Annotated in this window: 15 protein-coding genes and 6 pseudogenes; 12 read left to right on the top strand and 9 right to left on the bottom strand. The window is 63.3% G+C overall.

Annotated elements, in window-relative coordinates; all coding sequences use genetic code 11:
- The first annotated feature begins 29 nt into the window (after window positions 1-29).
- The 6 genes and pseudogenes from purM (at window position 30) to cls (ending at window position 4,005) form a co-directional block, all read left to right on the top strand.
- Window positions 30-1,099: pseudogene (gene purM, locus H9L15_RS09665) on the top strand (phosphoribosylformylglycinamidine cyclo-ligase).
- Window positions 1,092-1,651, top strand: a pseudogene (purN, locus tag H9L15_RS09660) (phosphoribosylglycinamide formyltransferase). The pseudogenes purM and purN overlap by 8 nt, the downstream one beginning before the upstream one ends.
- Window positions 1,648-2,007 carry an MmcQ/YjbR family DNA-binding protein gene (locus H9L15_RS09655; RefSeq protein WP_187713950.1) on the top strand — a complete coding sequence of 120 codons (360 nt, stop codon included), beginning with the start codon at window positions 1,648-1,650 and terminating at the stop codon, window positions 2,005-2,007. Before purN ends, H9L15_RS09655 begins: the two are co-directional and overlap by 4 nt.
- Window positions 2,004-2,528: a hypothetical protein gene (locus H9L15_RS09650; RefSeq protein WP_187713949.1), complete on the top strand. Its 525-nt coding sequence runs from the start codon at window positions 2,004-2,006 to the stop codon at window positions 2,526-2,528. The genes H9L15_RS09655 and H9L15_RS09650 overlap by 4 nt, the downstream gene beginning before the upstream one ends.
- Window positions 2,529-2,551: 23 nt before the next feature.
- Window positions 2,552-3,046 (top strand): PLD nuclease N-terminal domain-containing protein, encoded by a 495-nt coding sequence (locus H9L15_RS20375; protein WP_223276142.1) that lies wholly within the window; start codon window positions 2,552-2,554, stop codon window positions 3,044-3,046.
- Window positions 2,950-4,005, top strand: coding sequence for a cardiolipin synthase (gene cls / locus H9L15_RS09645; RefSeq protein ID WP_398286933.1), 1,056 nt, complete (start codon window positions 2,950-2,952; stop codon window positions 4,003-4,005). Before H9L15_RS20375 ends, cls begins: the two co-directional genes overlap by 97 nt.
- Here the strand turns inward: cls and ndk are convergent, their stop codons facing one another.
- The 3 genes and pseudogenes from ndk to H9L15_RS09630 form a co-directional block, all read right to left on the bottom strand.
- Window positions 4,006-4,428, bottom strand: coding sequence for a nucleoside-diphosphate kinase (gene ndk / locus H9L15_RS09640; protein WP_187713948.1), 423 nt, complete (start codon window positions 4,426-4,428; stop codon window positions 4,006-4,008). It lies immediately after the preceding gene.
- A 75-nt stretch (window positions 4,429-4,503) separates the two neighbouring features.
- Window positions 4,504-4,944, bottom strand: coding sequence for a DNA polymerase III subunit chi (locus tag H9L15_RS09635; protein ID WP_187713947.1), 441 nt, complete (start codon window positions 4,942-4,944; stop codon window positions 4,504-4,506).
- 8 nt (window positions 4,945-4,952) lie between these two features.
- Window positions 4,953-6,427 (bottom strand): annotated as a pseudogene (locus H9L15_RS09630) (leucyl aminopeptidase).
- Between the two features lie 165 nt (window positions 6,428-6,592).
- Here H9L15_RS09630 and H9L15_RS09625 point away from each other — a divergent pair.
- From H9L15_RS09625 to rsmA, 4 genes and pseudogenes are all read left to right on the top strand, one after another.
- A pseudogene (locus H9L15_RS09625) lies at window positions 6,593-8,843 on the top strand (LPS-assembly protein LptD).
- A gap of 241 nt (window positions 8,844-9,084) precedes the next feature.
- Window positions 9,085-10,275 (top strand): peptidylprolyl isomerase, encoded by a 1,191-nt coding sequence (locus H9L15_RS09620; protein ID WP_223276138.1) that lies wholly within the window; start codon window positions 9,085-9,087, stop codon window positions 10,273-10,275.
- A 25-nt stretch (window positions 10,276-10,300) separates the two neighbouring features.
- Window positions 10,301-11,305 carry a 4-hydroxythreonine-4-phosphate dehydrogenase PdxA gene (gene pdxA / locus H9L15_RS09615; protein WP_187713946.1) on the top strand — a complete coding sequence of 335 codons (1,005 nt, stop codon included), beginning with the start codon at window positions 10,301-10,303 and terminating at the stop codon, window positions 11,303-11,305.
- Window positions 11,302-12,129, top strand: a complete 828-nt coding sequence (gene rsmA, locus H9L15_RS09610; RefSeq protein WP_187713945.1) for a 16S rRNA (adenine(1518)-N(6)/adenine(1519)-N(6))-dimethyltransferase RsmA — start codon at window positions 11,302-11,304, stop codon at window positions 12,127-12,129. Before pdxA ends, rsmA begins: the two co-directional genes overlap by 4 nt.
- Window position 12,130: 1 nt before the next feature.
- Here rsmA and H9L15_RS09605 read toward each other — a convergent pair whose 3' ends face one another.
- The 6 genes and pseudogenes from H9L15_RS09605 to H9L15_RS19620 form a co-directional block, all read right to left on the bottom strand.
- Window positions 12,131-12,625 carry a hypothetical protein gene (locus tag H9L15_RS09605; RefSeq protein ID WP_187713944.1) on the bottom strand — a complete coding sequence of 165 codons (495 nt, stop codon included), beginning with the start codon at window positions 12,623-12,625 and terminating at the stop codon, window positions 12,131-12,133.
- A 25-nt stretch (window positions 12,626-12,650) separates the two neighbouring features.
- Window positions 12,651-13,733 carry an RsmB/NOP family class I SAM-dependent RNA methyltransferase gene (locus tag H9L15_RS09600; RefSeq protein WP_317617480.1) on the bottom strand — a complete coding sequence of 361 codons (1,083 nt, stop codon included), beginning with the start codon at window positions 13,731-13,733 and terminating at the stop codon, window positions 12,651-12,653.
- A gap of 95 nt (window positions 13,734-13,828) precedes the next feature.
- A pseudogene (guaB, locus tag H9L15_RS09595) lies at window positions 13,829-15,306 on the bottom strand (IMP dehydrogenase).
- 41 nt (window positions 15,307-15,347) lie between these two features.
- The gene (locus tag H9L15_RS09590) at window positions 15,348-15,791 is read right to left on the bottom strand and encodes an NUDIX domain-containing protein (RefSeq protein WP_187713943.1); all 444 of its coding nucleotides are present in this window, start codon (window positions 15,789-15,791) and stop codon (window positions 15,348-15,350) included.
- 16 nt (window positions 15,792-15,807) lie between these two features.
- Complete coding sequence (locus tag H9L15_RS09585; protein ID WP_317617479.1) at window positions 15,808-16,428, bottom strand: HpcH/HpaI aldolase/citrate lyase family protein; 621 nt, start codon at window positions 16,426-16,428, stop codon at window positions 15,808-15,810.
- A gap of 107 nt (window positions 16,429-16,535) precedes the next feature.
- A pseudogene (locus tag H9L15_RS19620) lies at window positions 16,536-16,697 on the bottom strand (hypothetical protein); the annotation flags it as partial.
- Here H9L15_RS19620 and H9L15_RS09580 point away from each other — a divergent pair.
- Together H9L15_RS09580 and H9L15_RS09575 are read left to right on the top strand one after the other, a co-directional pair.
- Window positions 16,681-17,685 (top strand): SPFH domain-containing protein, encoded by a 1,005-nt coding sequence (locus tag H9L15_RS09580; protein ID WP_187713942.1) that lies wholly within the window; start codon window positions 16,681-16,683, stop codon window positions 17,683-17,685. The pseudogene H9L15_RS19620 and the gene H9L15_RS09580 sit on opposite strands and share 17 nt — an antisense overlap.
- Window positions 17,682-18,128, top strand: coding sequence for an NfeD family protein (locus H9L15_RS09575; RefSeq protein ID WP_223276137.1), 447 nt, complete (start codon window positions 17,682-17,684; stop codon window positions 18,126-18,128). The genes H9L15_RS09580 and H9L15_RS09575 overlap by 4 nt, the downstream gene beginning before the upstream one ends.
- Window positions 18,129-18,283: the final 155 nt, after the last annotated feature.

Genomic DNA, 18,283 nt, shown 5'->3' with positions numbered 1-18,283 from the left:
CCAAGCGGCTTGTGGCTAGGCGGCGGCTGATGTCTCAAAAGCCGCTCACCTATGCCGACGCCGGAGTGTCCATCGACGCCGGAAATGCGCTCGTCAAAACGATCGGCCGCTGGCCCGTTCGACGGCTCGTCCAGGAGCCGACGCGGAGCTGGCGGATTCGGTGGGTTCTTCGACCTCAAGGCTGCGGGCTACAGCGATCCTCTGCTAGTCGCCGCCAACGACGGCGTCGGGACAAAGCTCAAGCTGGCGATCGAGGCGGGCAAGCATGACGGTGTGGGCATCGACCTCGTCGCAATGTGCGCCAACGACCTGATCGTGCAGGGCGCAGAGCCGCTCTTCTTCCTCGACTATTACGCGACCGGAAAGCTCGACCCGGCCGTCGCCGCCGAGGTTGTAGCCTCGATCGCAGAAGGCTGCAGGCAGGCCGGCTGCGCGCTGATTGGCGGCGAGACCGCCGAAATGCCGGGCATGTACTCCGAGGGAGACTACGACCTCGCAGGTTTCTGCGTTGGCGCGGTGAACCGCGACAAGGTGCTGACGGGAGCCAACATCGGTCCGGGTGACGTCATTCTCGGCCTCGCCAGCTCCGGCGTCCACAGCAACGGCTTCTCGCTGGTTCGGCGGATCATTTCCGATCGCGGATGGAACATCGCCGAGACGTACCCATCTGCCGGTGGCAGCACGCTGGCAGACCAGCTGCTCGAGCCAACCCGCATCTACGTGAGGTCGCTGCTGCCCCTGGTGCAGGAAGGGCTGGTCAACGGGTTAGCTCACATCACCGGTGGCGGACTGCTTGAGAACACCCCGAGAGTCCTTCCGTCAAATGCCCACGCTTACGTCGATGCCGGCTCTTGGGAGCTGCCGTCGCTATTCCGGCTGCTTCAGGATGGGGAAGCATCGAACCCCAGGAGATGGTGCGGACGTTCAACTGCGGCATTGGCATGATTGCCGTTGTGAGCGCCGGTCAGGCAGACGCCGTTGCATCGCGGCTCGAGGCAGCGGGCGAAGCGGTCTTCCGCATCGGTCGCATCGAAAACGGTCCGCGGGATGCACGGTCCACGGCCCGAATCGTGCCTGGACCGCAGCCCATAATGCGTGACCCGCGCCGCGTCGGCGTTCTCATCTCCGGACGCGGAAGCAATTTGCGGGCTCTGGTCGAACAGGCGAAGGGCTACGAGATCGCACTGGTCGCATCGAACAAGCCGCAGGCGCCCGGCCTCGATTGGGCGCGAGAACAAGGGCTCTCCACTTGGACCTGGGACAGCAAGGGAGTCGAGAAGGAAGAGTTCGACCGGACCTTGAGCGCCGCGCTCGACGATCATCGCATTGGAACGGTGGCTCTCGCAGGCTTCATGCGTATCCTTTCGCCGTGGTTCATCGACCAGTGGCGGGACGCATCCTCAACATTCACCCGTCGCTGCTGCCGAAATATCGAGGATTGGACACCCATGCGCGTGCCATCGAAGCGGGCGATCGAGTGAGCGGCTGTTCAGTGCACGTAGTAACCGAAGTTCTCGATGCAGGCGAAGTGCTGGGGCAGGCGGAGGTTGCGATCGAGAGCGGCGACACACCTGCGACCCTTGAAAATCGAGTGCTCGCGGCGGAGCATGAACTTTACCCTCGGATTCTGCGGGAGTTCGTGAGGCGATGACTGACGCCCTCAATTTCGTTCGAAGGACGGCCCTGGAGCTGCCGGAGACTGAGGAACGTAAATCTCACGGACAAGCGACGTTCTTCGTGGCCGGAAAGCAGTTCGCTCAATTTCGCGACAACCATCATGGTGACGGCAAGACGGTCGTCTGTGTCCGGACCAGTGGGCTCGATGAGCAAGCAACTCTTCTTGAAGCCGACCCCAAAACCTATTCGAAGCCGGCCTATCTCCATCCGTCAGGCTGGGTTTCGGTCAACGTCGCCGGCGAGGTCGATTGGGATCACGTTGCCGACCGCATCGCGAGCAGTTGGGAGCTTGCAGCGCCGAGGAGGTTACTGGAAGCAGGCGGTCGATGAGCGAATCACAATCCGAAGACGCCAGGCGCAAGTCGCGCCTTCGCTGGATCACCCTTGGCGAAGCCATCGCCATTGCCGCCCTGATCGTCTCCGCCGCGGGTGTCTGGCTTAGCTGGCAAGGGGCGGACGAAATGCCGCCGACCACGACGATCATCGAAAAGCAGCAGTCCATACCGCTCGCCTTGCGAGGAAAGGCTGAGGATGACGGTCGGTCGCTGACAATCACGCCGGTTGAGGCCGGCCATGCCCTGCAATCGCTCACGATCACTCCCTCGGGAGGTACCGCCATCGAAGTCGGCAGCGATGGCGAGCTTGAGGCAAGCGCCCTCATGGCCGCATTAGCCAAAACGGACAGCGATGAAAAAGGGACCCAGCGCGTGCGCGCCCAGATCGCCGCACGATACATAGAGGCGGGAGCCGACAAGTCGGCCAAGAGCAGCTACGTCATCACTTATCGCTGGGAAGGCGGCGGACTGTTCGGCGGCCGCTCGCTTCGGTTAACCGGGATCGCCCGCGCCTAGAAAGACTGGACAGACGCCCACGCATGTGCGGCATTAGCAGCCATGCAGCCATTCTATATCATTGCCGCCGGGCTGCTGGTTTCGGTGGCACAGATCGCTGTGCTCATCCGGGCGATTCTTCGCCCCATCGCGACCCGTCGTCGAGACTGGCTTGGGCCGTGGTCATCGTGGTCGCGCCGATTATCGGCATGGTTGCTTACCTTCTGCTGGGCGAAGTCCGGATCAGCCTCGGCCGACGAGACAAGGGCGGGCAATCGAGGCAGCACTCCCCAGGCCTGCAGGCGAGGATGACGCTGTCCGCGAAGTCGCCAAGGGCTTCTACCGAGCGCCATTCGATCTTGGCGAAAGCGTCAACGGCCTGGAAACGACGAGCGGCAACAGCGCCACACTCGCGGCAGACAGCAACGTGGCGATCGAAGAAATGGTCCGCGACATCGACGCCGCCGTACAGACGGTGCACCTGCTGGCATACATCTGGCTCGCCGATCACAACGGTACGAAGGTCAAGGACGCGTTGATCCGTGCGGCTAGGCGCGGAGTTAAGGTCCGCGCGCTCGCCGATGCGCTCGGTTCAAGGCATTTTATCCGGTCCAGCAACTGGTCGGATCTCGCCGACGGCGGCGTCGAAGCACGAGTAGCGCTCCCTGTCGGAAACCCACTGTGGACCATTCTTCGCGGCCGGGTCGACCTGCGCAACCACCGCAAGATGCTCATCATCGACAACCGGATCGCCTGGTGCGGAAGCCAGAATGTTGCCGATCCGGAGTTTCGCGTGAAGCCGCACTACGCGCCCTGGGTGGACATCATGACCCGGTGGCAGGGGCAGGTCGTCCATCACTGCCAATATCTCTTCGTCTCCGACTGGATGGGCGATGGCGGCGATGACATCAGCGCCCTCCTGTCCGCGCCCGTCGAGCACCCGACAGGCACAATCATAGCCCAGGTCGTCGGCACGGGACCGACGGTGCGATATGACGCAATGCCGTCCTGCTTTGCCGAGCTAATTCACTCAGCGCGCCAAGAGTTGGTCGTCACGACACCCTATTTCGTGCCCGATGATCAGGTGCTGTCCTCCTTGTTGTCAGCGGCCAGGCGGGGCGTAAAGGTGATCTTCATCTTGCCGAAGCGCAACGACAGCCGCGTGGTCCAGGCGACAAGCCGAAGTTATTACGCAGACCTGATCAAGGCCGGCGTGAAGCTGTACGAATATCGATGTGGCCTGCTTCACGCCAAGACGATGGTGGCGGACAGGAAAATTGGCTTGATCGGCTCGGCCAATCTCGACCGCCGCAGCTTCGAGCTCAATTTCGAGAACAACATCCTGTTTTCGGACAAGAAATTTGCCGGCGTCATCCGGGCCCGACAGGACGAATTCCTCGCCCAATCGGACCCGGTGACGATGGCAGACGTAGAAAGCTTCAGCCTACCGGCCCGGTTCTGGCAGAACAGCGTGGCGATGCTGAGCCCGATCTTTTGATCAGCCGACGATTTCTTCCGGCGTGAAGAAGTAATCGATCTCGATCTTGGCGTTCTCATCGCTATCCGAACCGTGGACCGAGTTCGCCTCGATCGATTCGGCGAACTCCTTGCGGATCGTGCCTTCGGCAGCGTCAGTTGGGTTCGTGGCGCCCATCACTTCACGGTTGCGGAGGACGGCGTTCTCACCCTCGAGGACCTGAACGACGACCGGACCCGACGTCATGAAGGTGCAGAGGTCATTGAAGAACGGACGCTCGCGGTGGACCGCGTAGAAGCCTTCGGCCTGGTCGCGAGTCATATGGATCCGCTTGGAAGCGACGACGCGAAGGCCGGCATCTTCAAGCTTCTTGGTGACTGCGCCCGTCAGGTTGCGGCGGGTGGCGTCGGGCTTGATGATCGAAAAGGTGCGCGTGGCGGCCATGGCCGTGCGGTCTCCTGAAACAATGGGTTGGGATTGGTCGCAGCGCCTAGCGGGGCGCGGACCGAACGGCAAGACTCAGCCCTTCTCCACCCATTTACCGCCTTCGTCCTGTGCCCAGTAGCGGCGATCCACCCCGTCCCGCCCGGCTAAGAGCTTCCACGCCAGCCGCGCGCCCTCGAGCGTCGCTGCATCGAACAGGTAGAACGCGCGATCGAACGTCAGCGCAGCTTCGCGCCATTGCCCGTCTGCGATCAGCAGATTGCGGGCGATGTTCGGCGCATCGGTGCTCGCGGAGAGCAAAATCGGCTGGCGTGCATCGTCGCTTCCTCCCGAGGGCGCATGCGGAATAAAGCTTGCAGGCCCCTGGTCCCACAGCATGCGGTCAAGCTTTCCGAGAAGACCCTCATCGTCAGCGACGATCAGCAGCCGTTTTCCGTCGGCGAGCAGGCGCTGCGAGATGCTTGCAATCACCTGCTCGAGCGGCGTTCGTCCGAGCTGGTAGAAATCGATCTGCATTCAGCGCTTCAGCGCCCCTCCACCGACGCTTCGATGAAGCGGTCGAGCAGGCGGACCCCATAGCCGGTCGCACCCTTTTCGTAGGTGCTGGTCGGCTTGTCGGACCAGGCCATGCCGGCGATGTCGAGATGCGCCCAGGGCGTTCCACTCTCGACGAAGCGGAGAATGAACTGTGCCGCGGTGATTGATCCACCCTCGCGCGGCCCGACATTCTTCATGTCGGCTATGGGAGAATCGATCAGCTTGTCGAACGAGTCCCCCATGGGCTGGCGCCACAATTTGTCCCGGAAGACTGCCCTGCATCGAGTAACTTCGCCGCGAGGTCGTCGTCCGTGGTGAACAGGCCACCGTACTCGTGGCCGAGGCTAATGAGGATGGCTCCGGTCAGCGTCGCGAGGTCGACGATCAGCTTCGGCTTGTAGTTGCGCTGCACGTAGGTGATCGCGTCCGCGAGCACGAGGCGGCCTTCGGCGTCGGTGTTGATCACCTCGATCGTCTGGCCCGACATGCTGGTTACCACGTCACCAGGACGCTGGGCATTCCCATCGGGCATGTTTTCGACGAGCCCGCAGATCCCAACGACGTTTGCCTTCGCCTTCCGCTTGGCGAGCGCGACCATCGCGCCAGTGACCGCGCCGGCGCCGCCCATGTCCCACTTCATGGCTTCCATGCCGGCAGCCGGCTTGATCGATATGCCGCCGGTATCGAACGTCACGCCCTTGCCGACGAAGGCGACCGGCGCTTCTCCTGCCTTGCCGCCGTTCCAGCGCATGACGAGCATGCGGGGTTCGCGGACCGAGCCCTGGGCGACGCCAAGCAGCGCGCCCATTCCGAGCTTCTTCATCGCCTTGCCGTCGAGGACTTCGACTTCGACTCCCGTCCCGGACAGCGCGGCCTGCGCCCGGTCCACAAAGGTCTCCGGATAGATGATGTTGGCCGGCTCGGTCACCAGCTCACGCGTAAGCGAGACACCCTCGGCAACCGGCTGCCAGCGTTTCTTCCAGACACCTTCGGCTTCAGCCGGCGCCCCAACGATCGTCAGCTCCTTGAGGGTCGGCTTCTGCTTGTCCTTCAGCTTCGTGCGATACCGATCGTAGCGCCAACCTCGGAGGGTTGCGGCAAAAGCAACCTTCGCGGCAGCGTCCGCGTCGTACTTCAGGCCGGTCACGTCGAGCACGGCATGGGTCTCGCCTGAGGTCAGCAGCCTGGCGACAAGAGCCCCACCCAGCTTCTCCGCGGCGTCTTGCGGGCTGGTCCCGTCACCCGTTCCGACCACGACCAAACGTCGAACTCCGCCGTCGGCAGGCACGAACAGCTCCGCCGCGCTCCCGGAGTCGCCCTCGAACCGCTGTCGTTTCAGGGCAGCGTCGACCTCGGCACGAGCCTTCCCCAGACTGTCCAGCGCAATCCTGTTCTTTCCGCCGGCGGGCAGAACCAACGCGAAATCACCCGTCGGGCGGCTGTCGGCGAAACGTATCTTCATCAAGGAGAAATCCTGAAGGCAAAGGGTCTTGAATATGTGCGGCGTCTCTTAAGACCCGCCTGCCGCAATAGCAAAGGGCCCTCATGCAAGGCGGATTGTGGAGTGCCAGCCAAGGTGCAATAGGCTGGGCCAGCTTGCAGCCAGGGTGAATGGGCGGGATCAATTTTGCGTAGTCGATTTGCCTGGTGGACCGCGCTCCCTCTGACATTCGCCTCGACGGCCGCCTTCGCCCAGGCGCCTGACACCGCGTCCGAGCCTGCGGCGTCGGCATTACAGACGCCCGCCACGCCTGCGGCAGACGCTGAAGACATCATCGAATTCAGCTCCGACCAGGTCACCTACGACAACAGTCAGGACATCGTCACCGCGACCGGCTCCGTCCGTATGCAGCGGGACGGCAATTATGTCGCGGCCGACCAGATCGTCTGGAACCGCAAGTCTGGCGAGGTTCGGGCAATCGGGAATGTCGTCGCCATGAACCCGCAGGGCGACAAGTTTATCGGCGAGAACGTCGTCCTCACCGATACGCTGAAGGATGGCACGATCGACAACCTGCTGATCGTCCTGGAGAGCGGCGGGCGTCTCGCTGCGACCAAGGGCCGCCGTTCCGGTGACCTGACCATCCTCGACAACGCGATCTATTCCCCCTGCCCGGTCACCACCGAAAGCGGATGCCCGCGCAATCCGAGCTGGGCCATCACCGCGACCCGCGTCACCTACGATCCAACTTCGCAGCGTGTGCACTTCAAGGGCGGGCGCATGCAGATCTTCGGCATGCAGCTGCCACTTCTGCCGATCTTCAGTCTGGCAACGGGCGGTGCGGGCGGGGCGTAAGCGGGTTCCTGGTGCCGGATATCAGCATCTCGCACGGCCGCGGCTTCGAAGTTGCCCTGCCTTATTACAAAAGGCTTGGTCCGAACCGCGACCTGACGCTGACGCCGCATGTCTACACGAAGAAGCTACCCGCCATCGAAGCGCGCTACCGCGAGCTGAACAGCCTTGGCGCGTTCCAGATCGGCGGGTTCCTCACCTATGGCCGCATCGAGGAGCTGACGGCTCTCGGCGAACCGCAGGAGACCGGCGAAAAGGGCATCCGGGGCTATTTCGATGCCAACGGCAGGTTCCAGCTCAATCCACTCTGGAGCATCACAGGCTCGACGCGGATCGCGACCGACAAGACTGTGACGCGGCGCTACGACATTACCCAAGACGACCGTCTACGCAGCTTCATCAACGCCGAACGGATCGATCCCAACAGCTACATCTCGATTGCCGGCTGGGCTTTTCAGGGGCTGCGGGTCGACGACGTGCAGAAGCGCATCCCATTGCCCTTCCGGCGATCGACGCCCGCTTCCGCATTGACCCGCCGGCTCTTGGCGGTGTCATCGAGCTGCAGGCGAACAGCCTCGCCATCACCCGCATCGAAGGTCAGGACACGCAGCGGGCCTTTGCAAGCGCGCGGTGGGACATTCGCAAGCTGACGAACTGGGGCCAGGAGGTCGTCTTTACGGCCTATGCGCGCGGCGACGTCTACCACACGAGCAATGCTGCAAGCACTCTCGTACCGCTTTATCGCGGCGTCGATGGTTGGCACACCCGCGGCATCGGTGCCCTCGCAACCGACGTGAAATGGCCGTTCGTCGGTCCGCTCTTCGGCGGTTCCCAGCGGCTCACGCCGCGCGTCCAACTCGTCTTCACCCCCGCCACGCCGAACCTCGATATTCCCAATGAGGACGCCCGCGCAGTCGATCTCGAGGACAGCAACCTCTTCGCGCTTAATCGCTTCCCCGGATACGATCGCTGGGAAGACGGTTCGCGCATCACTTACGGGCTGGACTGGTCCTACGACCGCCCGAACCTGTCGATCGTATCGACGATCGGTCAGAGCTACCGCATATCCAAGCGGGAGAATATCTTCCCGGACGGGACCGGGCTTTCCGATCGGGTGTCCGACATCGTTGGCAGAACCCGGATCCGCTTCGGCCGCTTCATCGACCTCACGCATCGTTATCGCCTCGACAAGGAGAATTTCGCGGTTCGTCGCAACGAGCTCGACCTGACCGTCGGCGGCGAGGAAACCTATGCGCAGATCGGCTACCTCCGTCTCAACCGCGACATCGACGAAGCGATCGAGGATCTTCGCGACAAGGAAGAGCTTCGCGCGGCGGCTCGCATCAAGTTCGCGAAGTACTGGTCGATCTTCGGAGCGACGGTTCTCGATCTCACGGGCAAGGCCGAAGACCCCTTGTCAGTTTCCGACGGATACGAGCCAGTCCGCCATCGCCTGAGCATCGACTACGAAGACGACTGCATTGCTCTTGGCGTCTCGTGGCGCCGGGACTATGAGCGTGTGGGCGGGTTCAATGAAGGCAGCACATTCTCATTCCGAGTGTCCTTCAAAGGTCTCGGCCGCTAAGCCTGCGTTCAGCGGGCACGCGTAAACGGCATTCGCCCAATGGATTGAACAACAAGGGATTTCCAGACTTGCCAGCAGCATTCGATTTTTTGCCCGTCCGCGCTCGTTTTGCAGCGGCGGCCCTTGTGCTGGCCGTGGCGACCACGGCAGCGGCCCAGGATGCGGCAGACCAGCAGCCCGCAGGCGGAAACAGCGCAATTGCGCTGAAGCTCCCGACAACCCCCAGATCTTCGGCCAGGCCATGCCGTCGGTCATCAAGGCCACGGCGATCGTCAATGGCGAGGTGATCACCCAGACAGACGTCGATCAGCGTCTGGCGCTGCTCGTCATCGCCAATAGCGGCAAAGTTCCGAACGATCAGGTCGAGGAGCTTCGCCAGCAGGTCCTGCGCAACCTGATTGACGAAAGCCTTCAGATCCAGGCCGCCAAGCAGGCGGAGATCACCGTCACGGACAAGGACATCGCCCGCACACTTGAGCGCGTCGCGTCCAGCGTGAAGATGAATCCCGATCAGCTAACCACCTACCTCAAGGCGAACGGGTCTTCGATCCGGACCCTCCGCCGGCAGATCGAGGGTGAGACGGCCTGGCGCCGCCTGCAGCAGCAGAAGATCGAAAATACCGTCAGCGTCGGCGACGACGAGGTGAAGGCGGTGCTCGAGCGACTTAACGCATCCAAGGGCACCGAGGAATATCGCGTCGGCGAGATCTTCCTGTCCTCGACACCCGACAAGATGCAGCAGACGATCGCCAACGCCAATCAGATCATCGCCCAGCTTCGGCAGGGCGCGTCGTTCCCGGGCTATGCGCGGCAATATTCCGAAGCTTCGACCGCCGCGGTCGGCGGCGACCTCGGCTGGGTCCGTCCTGAGCAACTTCCGGACCAGCTCGGCGGCGTTCTGCGAACCATGGGGCCGGGCCAGATCAGCTCGCCCATCTCCGTCCCGGGCGGCGTCTCGATTCTCGCGGTGCAGGATGCCCGCAAGATCCTTTCGGCCGATCCGCGAAATGCGGTCTTGAGCCTGAAGCAGGTGTCGATCGCGTTCCCACCCGGCACTTCGCGCCCACAGGCCGAAGCCCGCGTTGCGAAGTTCGCCGAGGCTGCCCGCAACGTCGGCGGGTGCGGCGGCGCAGAGCGGATTGCCGCCGAGTTCAACGGCGAAGTCGTAGCCAACGAAGGCGTCCGCCTTCGCGAGCTTCCGCAGGCACTGCAGGAAATCATGTTACCGCTGCAGGTCGGTCAGGCGACGCGCCCGTTCGGATCGATCGAAGAAGGCGTTCGAACACTGGTCATCTGCGGCCGCGACGAAGCCGATCCCACCGCTCCGACCTTCGATCAGGTCTTCAACCAGCTGAGCGAGGAGCGCGTCAACCTTCGCGCCCGTCGCTACCTGCGCGACCTGCGCCGCGATGCGGTGATCGAATTCCGCTAGGTTTCCTTTTCGGAAGGCGCAGCTGATGGCTCGCTTCCTGTCTCGGCCAATAGCCATCTCGCTCGGTGACCCTGCGGGCATCGGTCCCGAGGTCGTGGCCAAGTGCTGGGATGGGCGAGCAGTCAACAACCTCCCGCCGTTCGCCGCGATCGGCGATCCGCGCGCCATCGCTCACGTCTGGGATGGTCCAATCGAGCTGGTCGACGATCCCCAGGAGGCCGAGGCCGTTTTCGACTACGCTTTGCCCCTGGTTCAGATCACCGCGGCAGAGGACGACCTTCCGGGTCACCCGTCCGTCGCCGGCGCGCATTGCTCACTGGATTCGCTGGAGATTGCGGTAGGACTCGCCCGCTCCGGGTCTGCAGCGGCAGTGGTGACCGGTCCGGTCTCCAAGGAACAACTCTATTCGATCGGGTTCGCTCATCCCGGCCAGACGGAATTCGTGGCCGAACGCTGTGGCGTGTCGCAGGGCAATGTCGCCATGATGCTTGCCGGGCCGACACTCCGGACTGTCCCGGTCACGACCCATATTCCGCTCGCCGAGGTTCCGGCACACCTCTCGCCCGCGCTGATCGAAGCCCGCGGACGGACGACCTTGCGCGGACTGCAGCGCAACTTTGGGATTGCCGAGCCGACACTCGCCATTTCCGGGATCAATCCCCACTCGGGCGAAGGCGGCCTTCTCGGACGGGAAGAGATCGAGATCATCGAACCGGCGATCGCGGCCTTGCGAGCGGAAGGCTGGCGCGTGACCGGCCCTCATCCGGCGGACACGATGTTCCATGCCTCCGCTAGAGCCCGATACGATGCCGCTCTCTGCATGTATCATGACCAGGCGCTCATCCCACTGAAGGCGCTTCATTTTGAGGACGGGGTGAACGTCACGCTCGGACTGCCGATCATCCGCACGGCCCCGGATCATGGCACCGCCTTCGACATTGCCGGGCAGGACCTTGCGGACCCTCGGCCGATGGCGTCCGCGATCCAGATGGCCGCCTTGTGCGCTGCCAATCGGGAACTCGTGGAGTGACCGTTCCCCAGGAGCCCTTGCGCGACGTCATCGCGCGGCACGGGCTCCAGGCAAGCAAGTCCCTCGGTCAAAACTTCATCCTCGACCGCCAGCTACTCGCGAGGATCGCCGCCGTGCCCGGATCCCTCGCGGGTCAGACGGTTTACGAGGTCGGTCCCGGCCCCGGTGGACTCACCCATGCTGCACTCGGGGCTGGAGCAACGGTGGTTGCAGTCGAGCGCGATCGGCGCTGCCTCCCGGCGTTAGCCGAGCTCGAAGGCCTTTACCCCGGCAAGCTCCGCGTGATCGATGCCGACGCTCTCACCATTGACGAGCCTGCTGAAGTCGGCGTCGGCGCGCACGTGATCTCCAACCTGCCCTACAATGTCGGGACGGCGCTTCTGCTCAGATGGCTTAGCGGCTCTTGGCGGCCCTGGTGGCGGTCGCTGACCCTGATGTTCCAGAAGGAGGTCGCCGAAAGGATCGTCTCGGCGCCCGGAAGCAAGAATTACGGCCGCTTGTCCGTCCTGTCGCAATGGCGCTCCGACGCCCGCATTGTGCTCAATGTCCATCGATCCGCCTTCGTACCGCCACCGAAGGTCATGTCGGCGGTCGTCCACATCACGCCCAAGGCAATGCCGCTAAATGTTGAGCCCGCCGTCCTTCAGAAGCTGACGGAGGCCGCATTTGGGCAGAGGCGGAAGATGCTGCGCTCCAGCCTGAAAGACCTTCCGCGCGCGCTCGACGTTCTGAAACACCTCGGGATCGACAGCGCCCGGCGTGCGGAAACAGTGAGCGTCGACGAATTCGTCGCAATCGCCCGCCAGCTTTCCGCCGGCGGATGAACTAGTTCTTCTTGGAAACTTCCGGTGCGGTTGCAGAGGCGACCGACGGCCCGCGCGTGATGGTCGCGGATAGTTCGGCAAGCTGGGCGCACCCGGTCGGGCAAAGCTTTTGCAGCTTCGCCTGGTTCTCCTTGGCTTTCGCCAGAGCACCAAGCTCGACCATCGCCTCGCCCTGGATCGCAATCGCGTCGCGGTCATTCGGCTCCAAGAGCAGTGCCTTGCGCGTGTAGCGGATCGACTGGCCGAACAGGCGCTCTCGCTGAGCCACCCGAGCGAGCGAGTTGTAAGCCGCCCGGTTACGTGGATCGACCGCAAGCGCCGTCTCGAGCGCCTCGTCCGCCTCCACGAAACGCCCGGCGGCGAGATGCGCATTGCCCTTGGCGAGCAGTTCCATCGACCGCGGCGAGATCTGGTCGTCCGGCCTCTGCCCGATCGCGGATGTCGACACGCAAGCCGTTGCAATCGCAGCAATCATGACATTGGACAAAAGGCGCATTCTTATCTCCTCGGGCACGGCGGTTCTAACATGGGCGAACCAGCCGCGCGACGAAAAAGCCGTCCGTTCGGTCGTGACCCGGAGTCAGAAGCTTTCCTGCTCCGTCCAAACGCCCGGCGGCGATCGGCGTTTCCTCCACCTTCCATGATGAACGCTGGCTGAGGAATTGGTCAATTTGGCCTGCCCCTTCGCGGGACAGCAGGGAGCACACGGCATAGACGAGCCTCCCGCCTGGCCTGACCAGTTCCGCAGCCATTTCCAGGAGGTGTTTCTGAAGGGCTACCAAGCGATCCAGTCGCTCTTGCGTCAGCCGCCATCGCCCTTCGGGATTACGACGCCAGGTGCCGCTCCCGGAGCATGGCGCATCGACAAGCACCAGGTCCGCATGTCCGCGCCAGTCCGACAACTCCTGAAGCTCATTGGGTGGGCTGAGCAGCCGCGTCGCAATCCTTGTCCCCGCCCTCTCGGCCCGCGGCGCAAGCTTGGAAAGACGGGCGCGGTTGCTGTCGGTGGCGAGGATGCTCGCCGAGGGGTCCGCAGCCGCTAGAGCCAGCGATTTTCCACCCGCACCGGCACAAAGATCGAGTATCTGACCGGACGACGTCGGGGCGCAGGCAAGGGCGACGAGTTGGCTACCCTCGTCCTGAACCTCGACCAGGCCCCTGGCGAATGCGGGGTGATCGTCGATCCTTATTTCGGCGGGCAGTCTTATTCCCCACGGACTGAGCCGGGTCGCTTCCGCACCCTCGAACTCGGCAAGCATGGCGTCGCGATCGATACGGGCCACGTTGACGCGCAGGTCGAGCGGAGCACGCTCGAGCAACGATGGCAGTTCGTCCGCGCTCACCAATGGCGAGAGTTCCTGAACTAGCGGCCCAGGCACGATCCCCCTGCCCGCCGCCAGCTCCCCTTCGACCAAAGGCTCCGGCCCGCGAGGCTGGCCGAACAGGTCGTCGAGTGCCGGATCGTCGGAGCGAAGCGCCAGCACGGCCGCTCGCCCGCTTTCAGGCCGGTCCGCGACCGCACGGATCGCCCGGAACACCAGTTCACGAACCGCGCGCCTGTCCTTCGACCCGGCATAGCGCCGGGTCTTGAAGTAGCGAGTCACGAGTACGTCGGCGGGGCGCCCTCGTCGCGCGCCGCAGCCACAACCTCATCCAGGATCTCGATCGCCGCCTGGAGTCGCGCGGCGGGTGTCATGACCTAGCGTGTCGGATAGTTCGGCGCCTCACGCGTGATGGAGACGTCGTGGACGTGGCTTTCGGACAGTCCGGCGTTGGTGATGCGGATGAAGCGAGCACGCGTCTGCAGATCCTTGATCGTTGCCGAACCGGTGTAGCCCATCGCGGCCTTCACGCCGCCAACGAGCTGATGGACGATCTCGCGGACTGGACCCTTAAACGGCACCTGCCCCTCGATCCCTCGGGGACCAGCTTGAGCTGATCCTTGATGTCCTGCTGGAAGTAGCGGTCAGCGGAGCCGCGGGCCATGGCTCCGACCGAGCCCATGCCCCGATAGCTCTTGTAGGCTCGACCCTGGTACAGGAACGTTTCGCCGGGAGCCTCTTCGGTACCCGCGAGGAGCGATCCTACCATCACCGTCGAGGCGCCAGCCGCGAGAGCCTTCGCGATATCTCCACTGGTCCGAATGCCGCCGTCTGCGATCACCGGCACGCCGGACTTGGCCGCAGCCCTCGCGGTTTCCATGATCGCCGTCAGCTGCGGCACTCCTACACCGGCGATGACGCGCGTCGTGCAGATCGAGCCGGGGCCAATCCCCACTTTGACCGCGTCTGCCCCGGCATCGACCAGGGCCGTGGCGGCATCAGCGGTTGCGACATTGCCGGCTACAACCTGGACCGAGTTCGAAAGCGCCTTCACGCGTTCAACGGCGCGGCCAACGTCAGTGTTGTGCCCGTGCGCCGTGTCGATGACTATGCAATCGCATCCGGCCTCGATGAGTGCTTCCGAGCGGGCAAAACCCGCGTCGCCTACGGTGGTGGCCGCTGCGATCCGCAAGCGTCCTTCGCGATCCTTGGTCGCGTTGGGCGTTGCGACAGCTTTCTCGATGTCCTTCACCGTGATCAGGCCGACCAAGTGATCGCGTTCGTCGACCACCAGCAGCTTTTCGATGCGCCGCTGATGGAGAATCCGTCGAGCAACTTCCTCGCTGGTCCCAAGACCGACAACGGCGAGGTTCTCCTTCGTCATCAGCTCGGAGACCTGCTGGCCCGGATGCTCGGCAAAACGAACGTCGCGGTTGGTCAGGATCCCGCAGAGCTTGCCCGACTTCTCGACAATCGGGATGCCGCTGATGCGATTGGCCTGCATCAATTCCAGCGCCTCAGCCAATGTCTGGTCCGGGGTCATGGTAATCGGATTGACCACCATCCCGCTTTCGAACCGTTTGACTGCCCGAACGGCCGCGGCCTGTTCCTCGACCGACAGGTTGCGATGAAGGACGCCGATGCCGCCGAGCTGGGCCAAGGCGATTGCCATGTCAGCTTCGGTGACCGTGTCCATTGCGGATGACAGCAACGGAATGTTCAACGGGATTTCGCGGGTCAGGAAGGTCCGCGTATCGGCCTGGCTTGGCAGGACGGAGGACTCGAGTGGCTGGAGCAGGACGTCGTCGAACGTCAGTCCGAGCTGGATTTCAGGAGCTTCGTTGTGTGGGGCCATATCGGCCCATGCCAAGCTTCGCCCGATTCGCCAAGGGGCGGCTAGAGTCCAGGCTTCGCCTCCTTCAGCCAGCGACGGGTCTGCGGCGACAGGTCGTCCGGCAGATCGCCGAGAGCAAACTCGCAGACGGCTTCGACCTCCCAGCTCCAGCGTTTCGGTCGATATCCGACGTCGCGGACCACCACAACCGACGCCAGGTCGCGCTTGAAATCGATCGATTCCTCAAGCTCGCAGGCTATCTGCGTGATCCCGTGGGAGGTCATCCCGATCTCTTCGCGAAGCTCGCGCAATGCCGCGTCGACGGCCGGCTCATCTTCCGAACGGCCACCACCGGGCAGACGCCATCCCCGTGCATACCAAAGCTTGACGAGCACCAGCCGGTTCTCGGGCGTCAGCGCAATTGCATGTGCCCCGAACGTACGGGGTCGGCGGAAGAACCATCCGACCGCCAAAACCTTGTGGAAGGTCGTCGCAGCAACACGCAACAAGCGAGTGAGCACTCTAGCCTTCGCCCGCGCGTTTCAGGGCCCGCCTTGCAGCCTCGACGTGCATTCGCTCGATCATCCGGTCCTCGAAGCGCTCGGCCCCACCACTGAACGCCTCAACCAACCGGCGTGCGGTCTGCACCTCGTCCTGGCTCGGACCGAACGCTTCATTGCAAGGAGCGATTTGGTCGGGATGGATCAGAGACTTGCCGTCGAAGCCGAGACTGCGCCCGTGCATGCATTCGGAGAGGAATCCCTCAGCATCGCTAAGCCGGTTGAATACGCCATCGAAAGCCGGAACTTCGCCAGCTCGGGCGGCGAGGATGATAAGCTGAAGCGCGGTGGAGATTGGCTCCCTGGTCGCATCCAGCGGAAGATGAAGGTCGGCCCTCAGATCGTTGGTCCCCGCGATCAGCGCCTGAGCAGCGCGAGCAATTTCGGGAGCGGCCAACACCCCGGCCGCCGTCTCGATCATCGCCAGGAGCGGCTTGTTTAGTGCATCGGCAACCTGCCGAACGTCCTGCAACGACGACGCCCTCGGCAGGACGGCGTAATCGCTTCGCGATCCGGCAACTGCCTCAATGTCGTCCGATTGCCACTCAGTCCCGACGCCATTGATGCGGATAGCGACGGGCATCGGCCATTCGGACGAGACCGCCTCGACGGCTGCAATCCGTGCTTCGGCCTTGTCGGCGGCTTTACCGCATCCTCCAGGTCGAGAACGACAAGGTCCGCTGCGCTCTCGCGCGCCTTCGCGATAGCCCGAGGATTCGATGCCGGCAGGAATAGGATCGAACGGACAGCGAACAGGTCCGACTTCACAGCGATTTTCCTTTCGTTCCGCCTCTCCTCACAGCAATATGGCCGAACGAGACGCTTGGGGAATTCAATGCTGACGAGTTTCATGGTCGCCGTCGCGGTTCTGGCGCTCCTCTACGTGATGATCGGGATGAAGATCATCCATCAGGGGTATCGCTATACGATCGAGCATTTCGGGCGCTTCGTCCGCGTGGCTCAGCCCGGCTTCAACTTCGTACCGCCTTTCTTCTATCGGGTCGGCCACCGCATCAACATGATGGAACAGGTGCTCGATATTCCTGGTCAGGAGATCATCACCAAGGACAACGCCATGGTTGCGGTCGACGGTGTGGTCTTCTTCCAGGTACTGGACGCTGCCAAGGCCGCTTACGAAGTCAGCGACCTTTACACCGCCATCATGGCGCTCTCGACCACGAACCTGCGCACCGTCATGGGCTCGATGGATCTCGACGAGACATTGTCGAAGCGTGACGAGATCAACGCGCGCCTCCTGGCCGTGGTCGATCACGCGACCGAGGCGTGGGGAGTGAAGATCACCCGCGTCGAACTGAAGGATATTCGCCCGCCGCGCGACATTGTCGACGCCATGACTCGACAGATGAAGGCGGAGCGTGAGAAGCGCGCGGCCATCCTGGAATCCGAGGGCATGAGGCAGTCGGAGATTCTGCGGGCCGAAGGAGAGAAGCAGGCGAAGATCCTCCAGGCGGAAGGCCTTCGCGAAGCCGCCTTCCGCGAAGCCGAAGCCCGCGAGCGCGGCGCAGAGGCCGAAGCCAAGGCGACGACCCTGGTTTCCGACGCCATCGCCGGCGGGAACGCCCAAGCGATCAACTACTTCGTTGCGCAGAAATACGTCGAAGCGGTCAGCGAGTTCGCGCGCTCACCCAACGCAAAGACGATCCTCTTCCCGGTGGAAGCGACCCAACTGATTGGTACGCTTGGTGGGATTGGCGAATTGGCTCGCGAGGTCATGGGCGGCGACGGCCAGAAGCCACCCAGCCCGCCCAAGCCAAAGCCGGTCGCTTCGCGCGGCGCTCCAACGCCGTCTGTCCCTGGCATTCCCAGGATTGAAGGATGAACTTCATCGAGAGCATGGAGCCGGCCTGGCTGTGGCTGATCGGTGGCGTAATCCTGCTGATTGCCGAGATCATCGCACCGGGCTTCTTCCTTGTTTTCATCGGAGCCGCCGCCATTGCGACCGGCGCGTTCACACTGCTGTTCGATCTCGGCACCGCGCCGCAGTTGGCGCTCTTCGCCCTATATGCAGTCATCGCCTTCATGGTTGGGCGGAAAGTCTACGCGAACCAGAATGTCGACAGCACGGACCCGCTGCTCAACGACCGCTCTGCGCGGTTGGTCGGAAAAGTGGTGACGGTGATCGCCGATGTGGACGAACACTCCGGCAGGGTCCGCGTCGGCGACAGCGAATGGTCGGCGCGTGGCGGCCCCGGTCGCCCAGGCGAGCGCGTTCGCATAACGGGGTTGATGGCAATTGCCTTCTCGTCGAGCCTGAGCGCCTGATCCCTTCCGCGTAACTCGGAGTCGTCCCTTGCCCGAATTTCAGCTTTCCCGCCGCCAGGCGCTCAACACGCTTGCCGCCAGCGCGGCGCTTCCGCTCTTCTCGAATGCCTCTGTCGCCTGGGTAAGCCCGCCACCGACGCAGAAGCTGGCGCATT

It is taken from the genome of Sphingomonas daechungensis, assembly GCF_014489495.1.
GTDB classification, from domain to species: Bacteria; Pseudomonadota; Alphaproteobacteria; order Sphingomonadales; family Sphingomonadaceae; genus Sphingomicrobium; species Sphingomicrobium daechungense.
Note: the sequence above shows the minus strand (reverse complement) of the source record. Positions and strands in the feature narration are given on the sequence as shown.

What these genes read in the sequence shown, in the direction of transcription:
- H9L15_RS20375 (WP_223276142.1), top strand. Translation starts at nt 2,552, where the DNA reads ATGTGCGGCATTAGCAGCCATGCAGCCATTCTATATCATTGCCGCCGG.
- H9L15_RS09605 (WP_187713944.1), bottom strand. Translation starts at nt 12,625, where the DNA reads ATGCGCCTTTTGTCCAATGTCATGATTGCTGCGATTGCAACGGCTTGC.
- H9L15_RS09620 (WP_223276138.1), top strand. Translation starts at nt 9,085, where the DNA reads ATGCCGTCGGTCATCAAGGCCACGGCGATCGTCAATGGCGAGGTGATC.
- cls (WP_398286933.1), top strand. Translation starts at nt 2,950, where the DNA reads ATGGTCCGCGACATCGACGCCGCCGTACAGACGGTGCACCTGCTGGCA.
- ndk (WP_187713948.1), bottom strand. Translation starts at nt 4,428, where the DNA reads ATGGCCGCCACGCGCACCTTTTCGATCATCAAGCCCGACGCCACCCGC.
- pdxA (WP_187713946.1), top strand. Translation starts at nt 10,301, where the DNA reads ATGGCTCGCTTCCTGTCTCGGCCAATAGCCATCTCGCTCGGTGACCCT.
- H9L15_RS09655 (WP_187713950.1), top strand. Translation starts at nt 1,648, where the DNA reads ATGACTGACGCCCTCAATTTCGTTCGAAGGACGGCCCTGGAGCTGCCG.
- H9L15_RS09635 (WP_187713947.1), bottom strand. Translation starts at nt 4,944, where the DNA reads ATGCAGATCGATTTCTACCAGCTCGGACGAACGCCGCTCGAGCAGGTG.
- H9L15_RS09585 (WP_317617479.1), bottom strand. Translation starts at nt 16,428, where the DNA reads ATGCCCGTCGCTATCCGCATCAATGGCGTCGGGACTGAGTGGCAATCG.
- H9L15_RS09580 (WP_187713942.1), top strand. Translation starts at nt 16,681, where the DNA reads ATGCTGACGAGTTTCATGGTCGCCGTCGCGGTTCTGGCGCTCCTCTAC.
- H9L15_RS09650 (WP_187713949.1), top strand. Translation starts at nt 2,004, where the DNA reads ATGAGCGAATCACAATCCGAAGACGCCAGGCGCAAGTCGCGCCTTCGC.
- H9L15_RS09575 (WP_223276137.1), top strand. Translation starts at nt 17,682, where the DNA reads ATGAACTTCATCGAGAGCATGGAGCCGGCCTGGCTGTGGCTGATCGGT.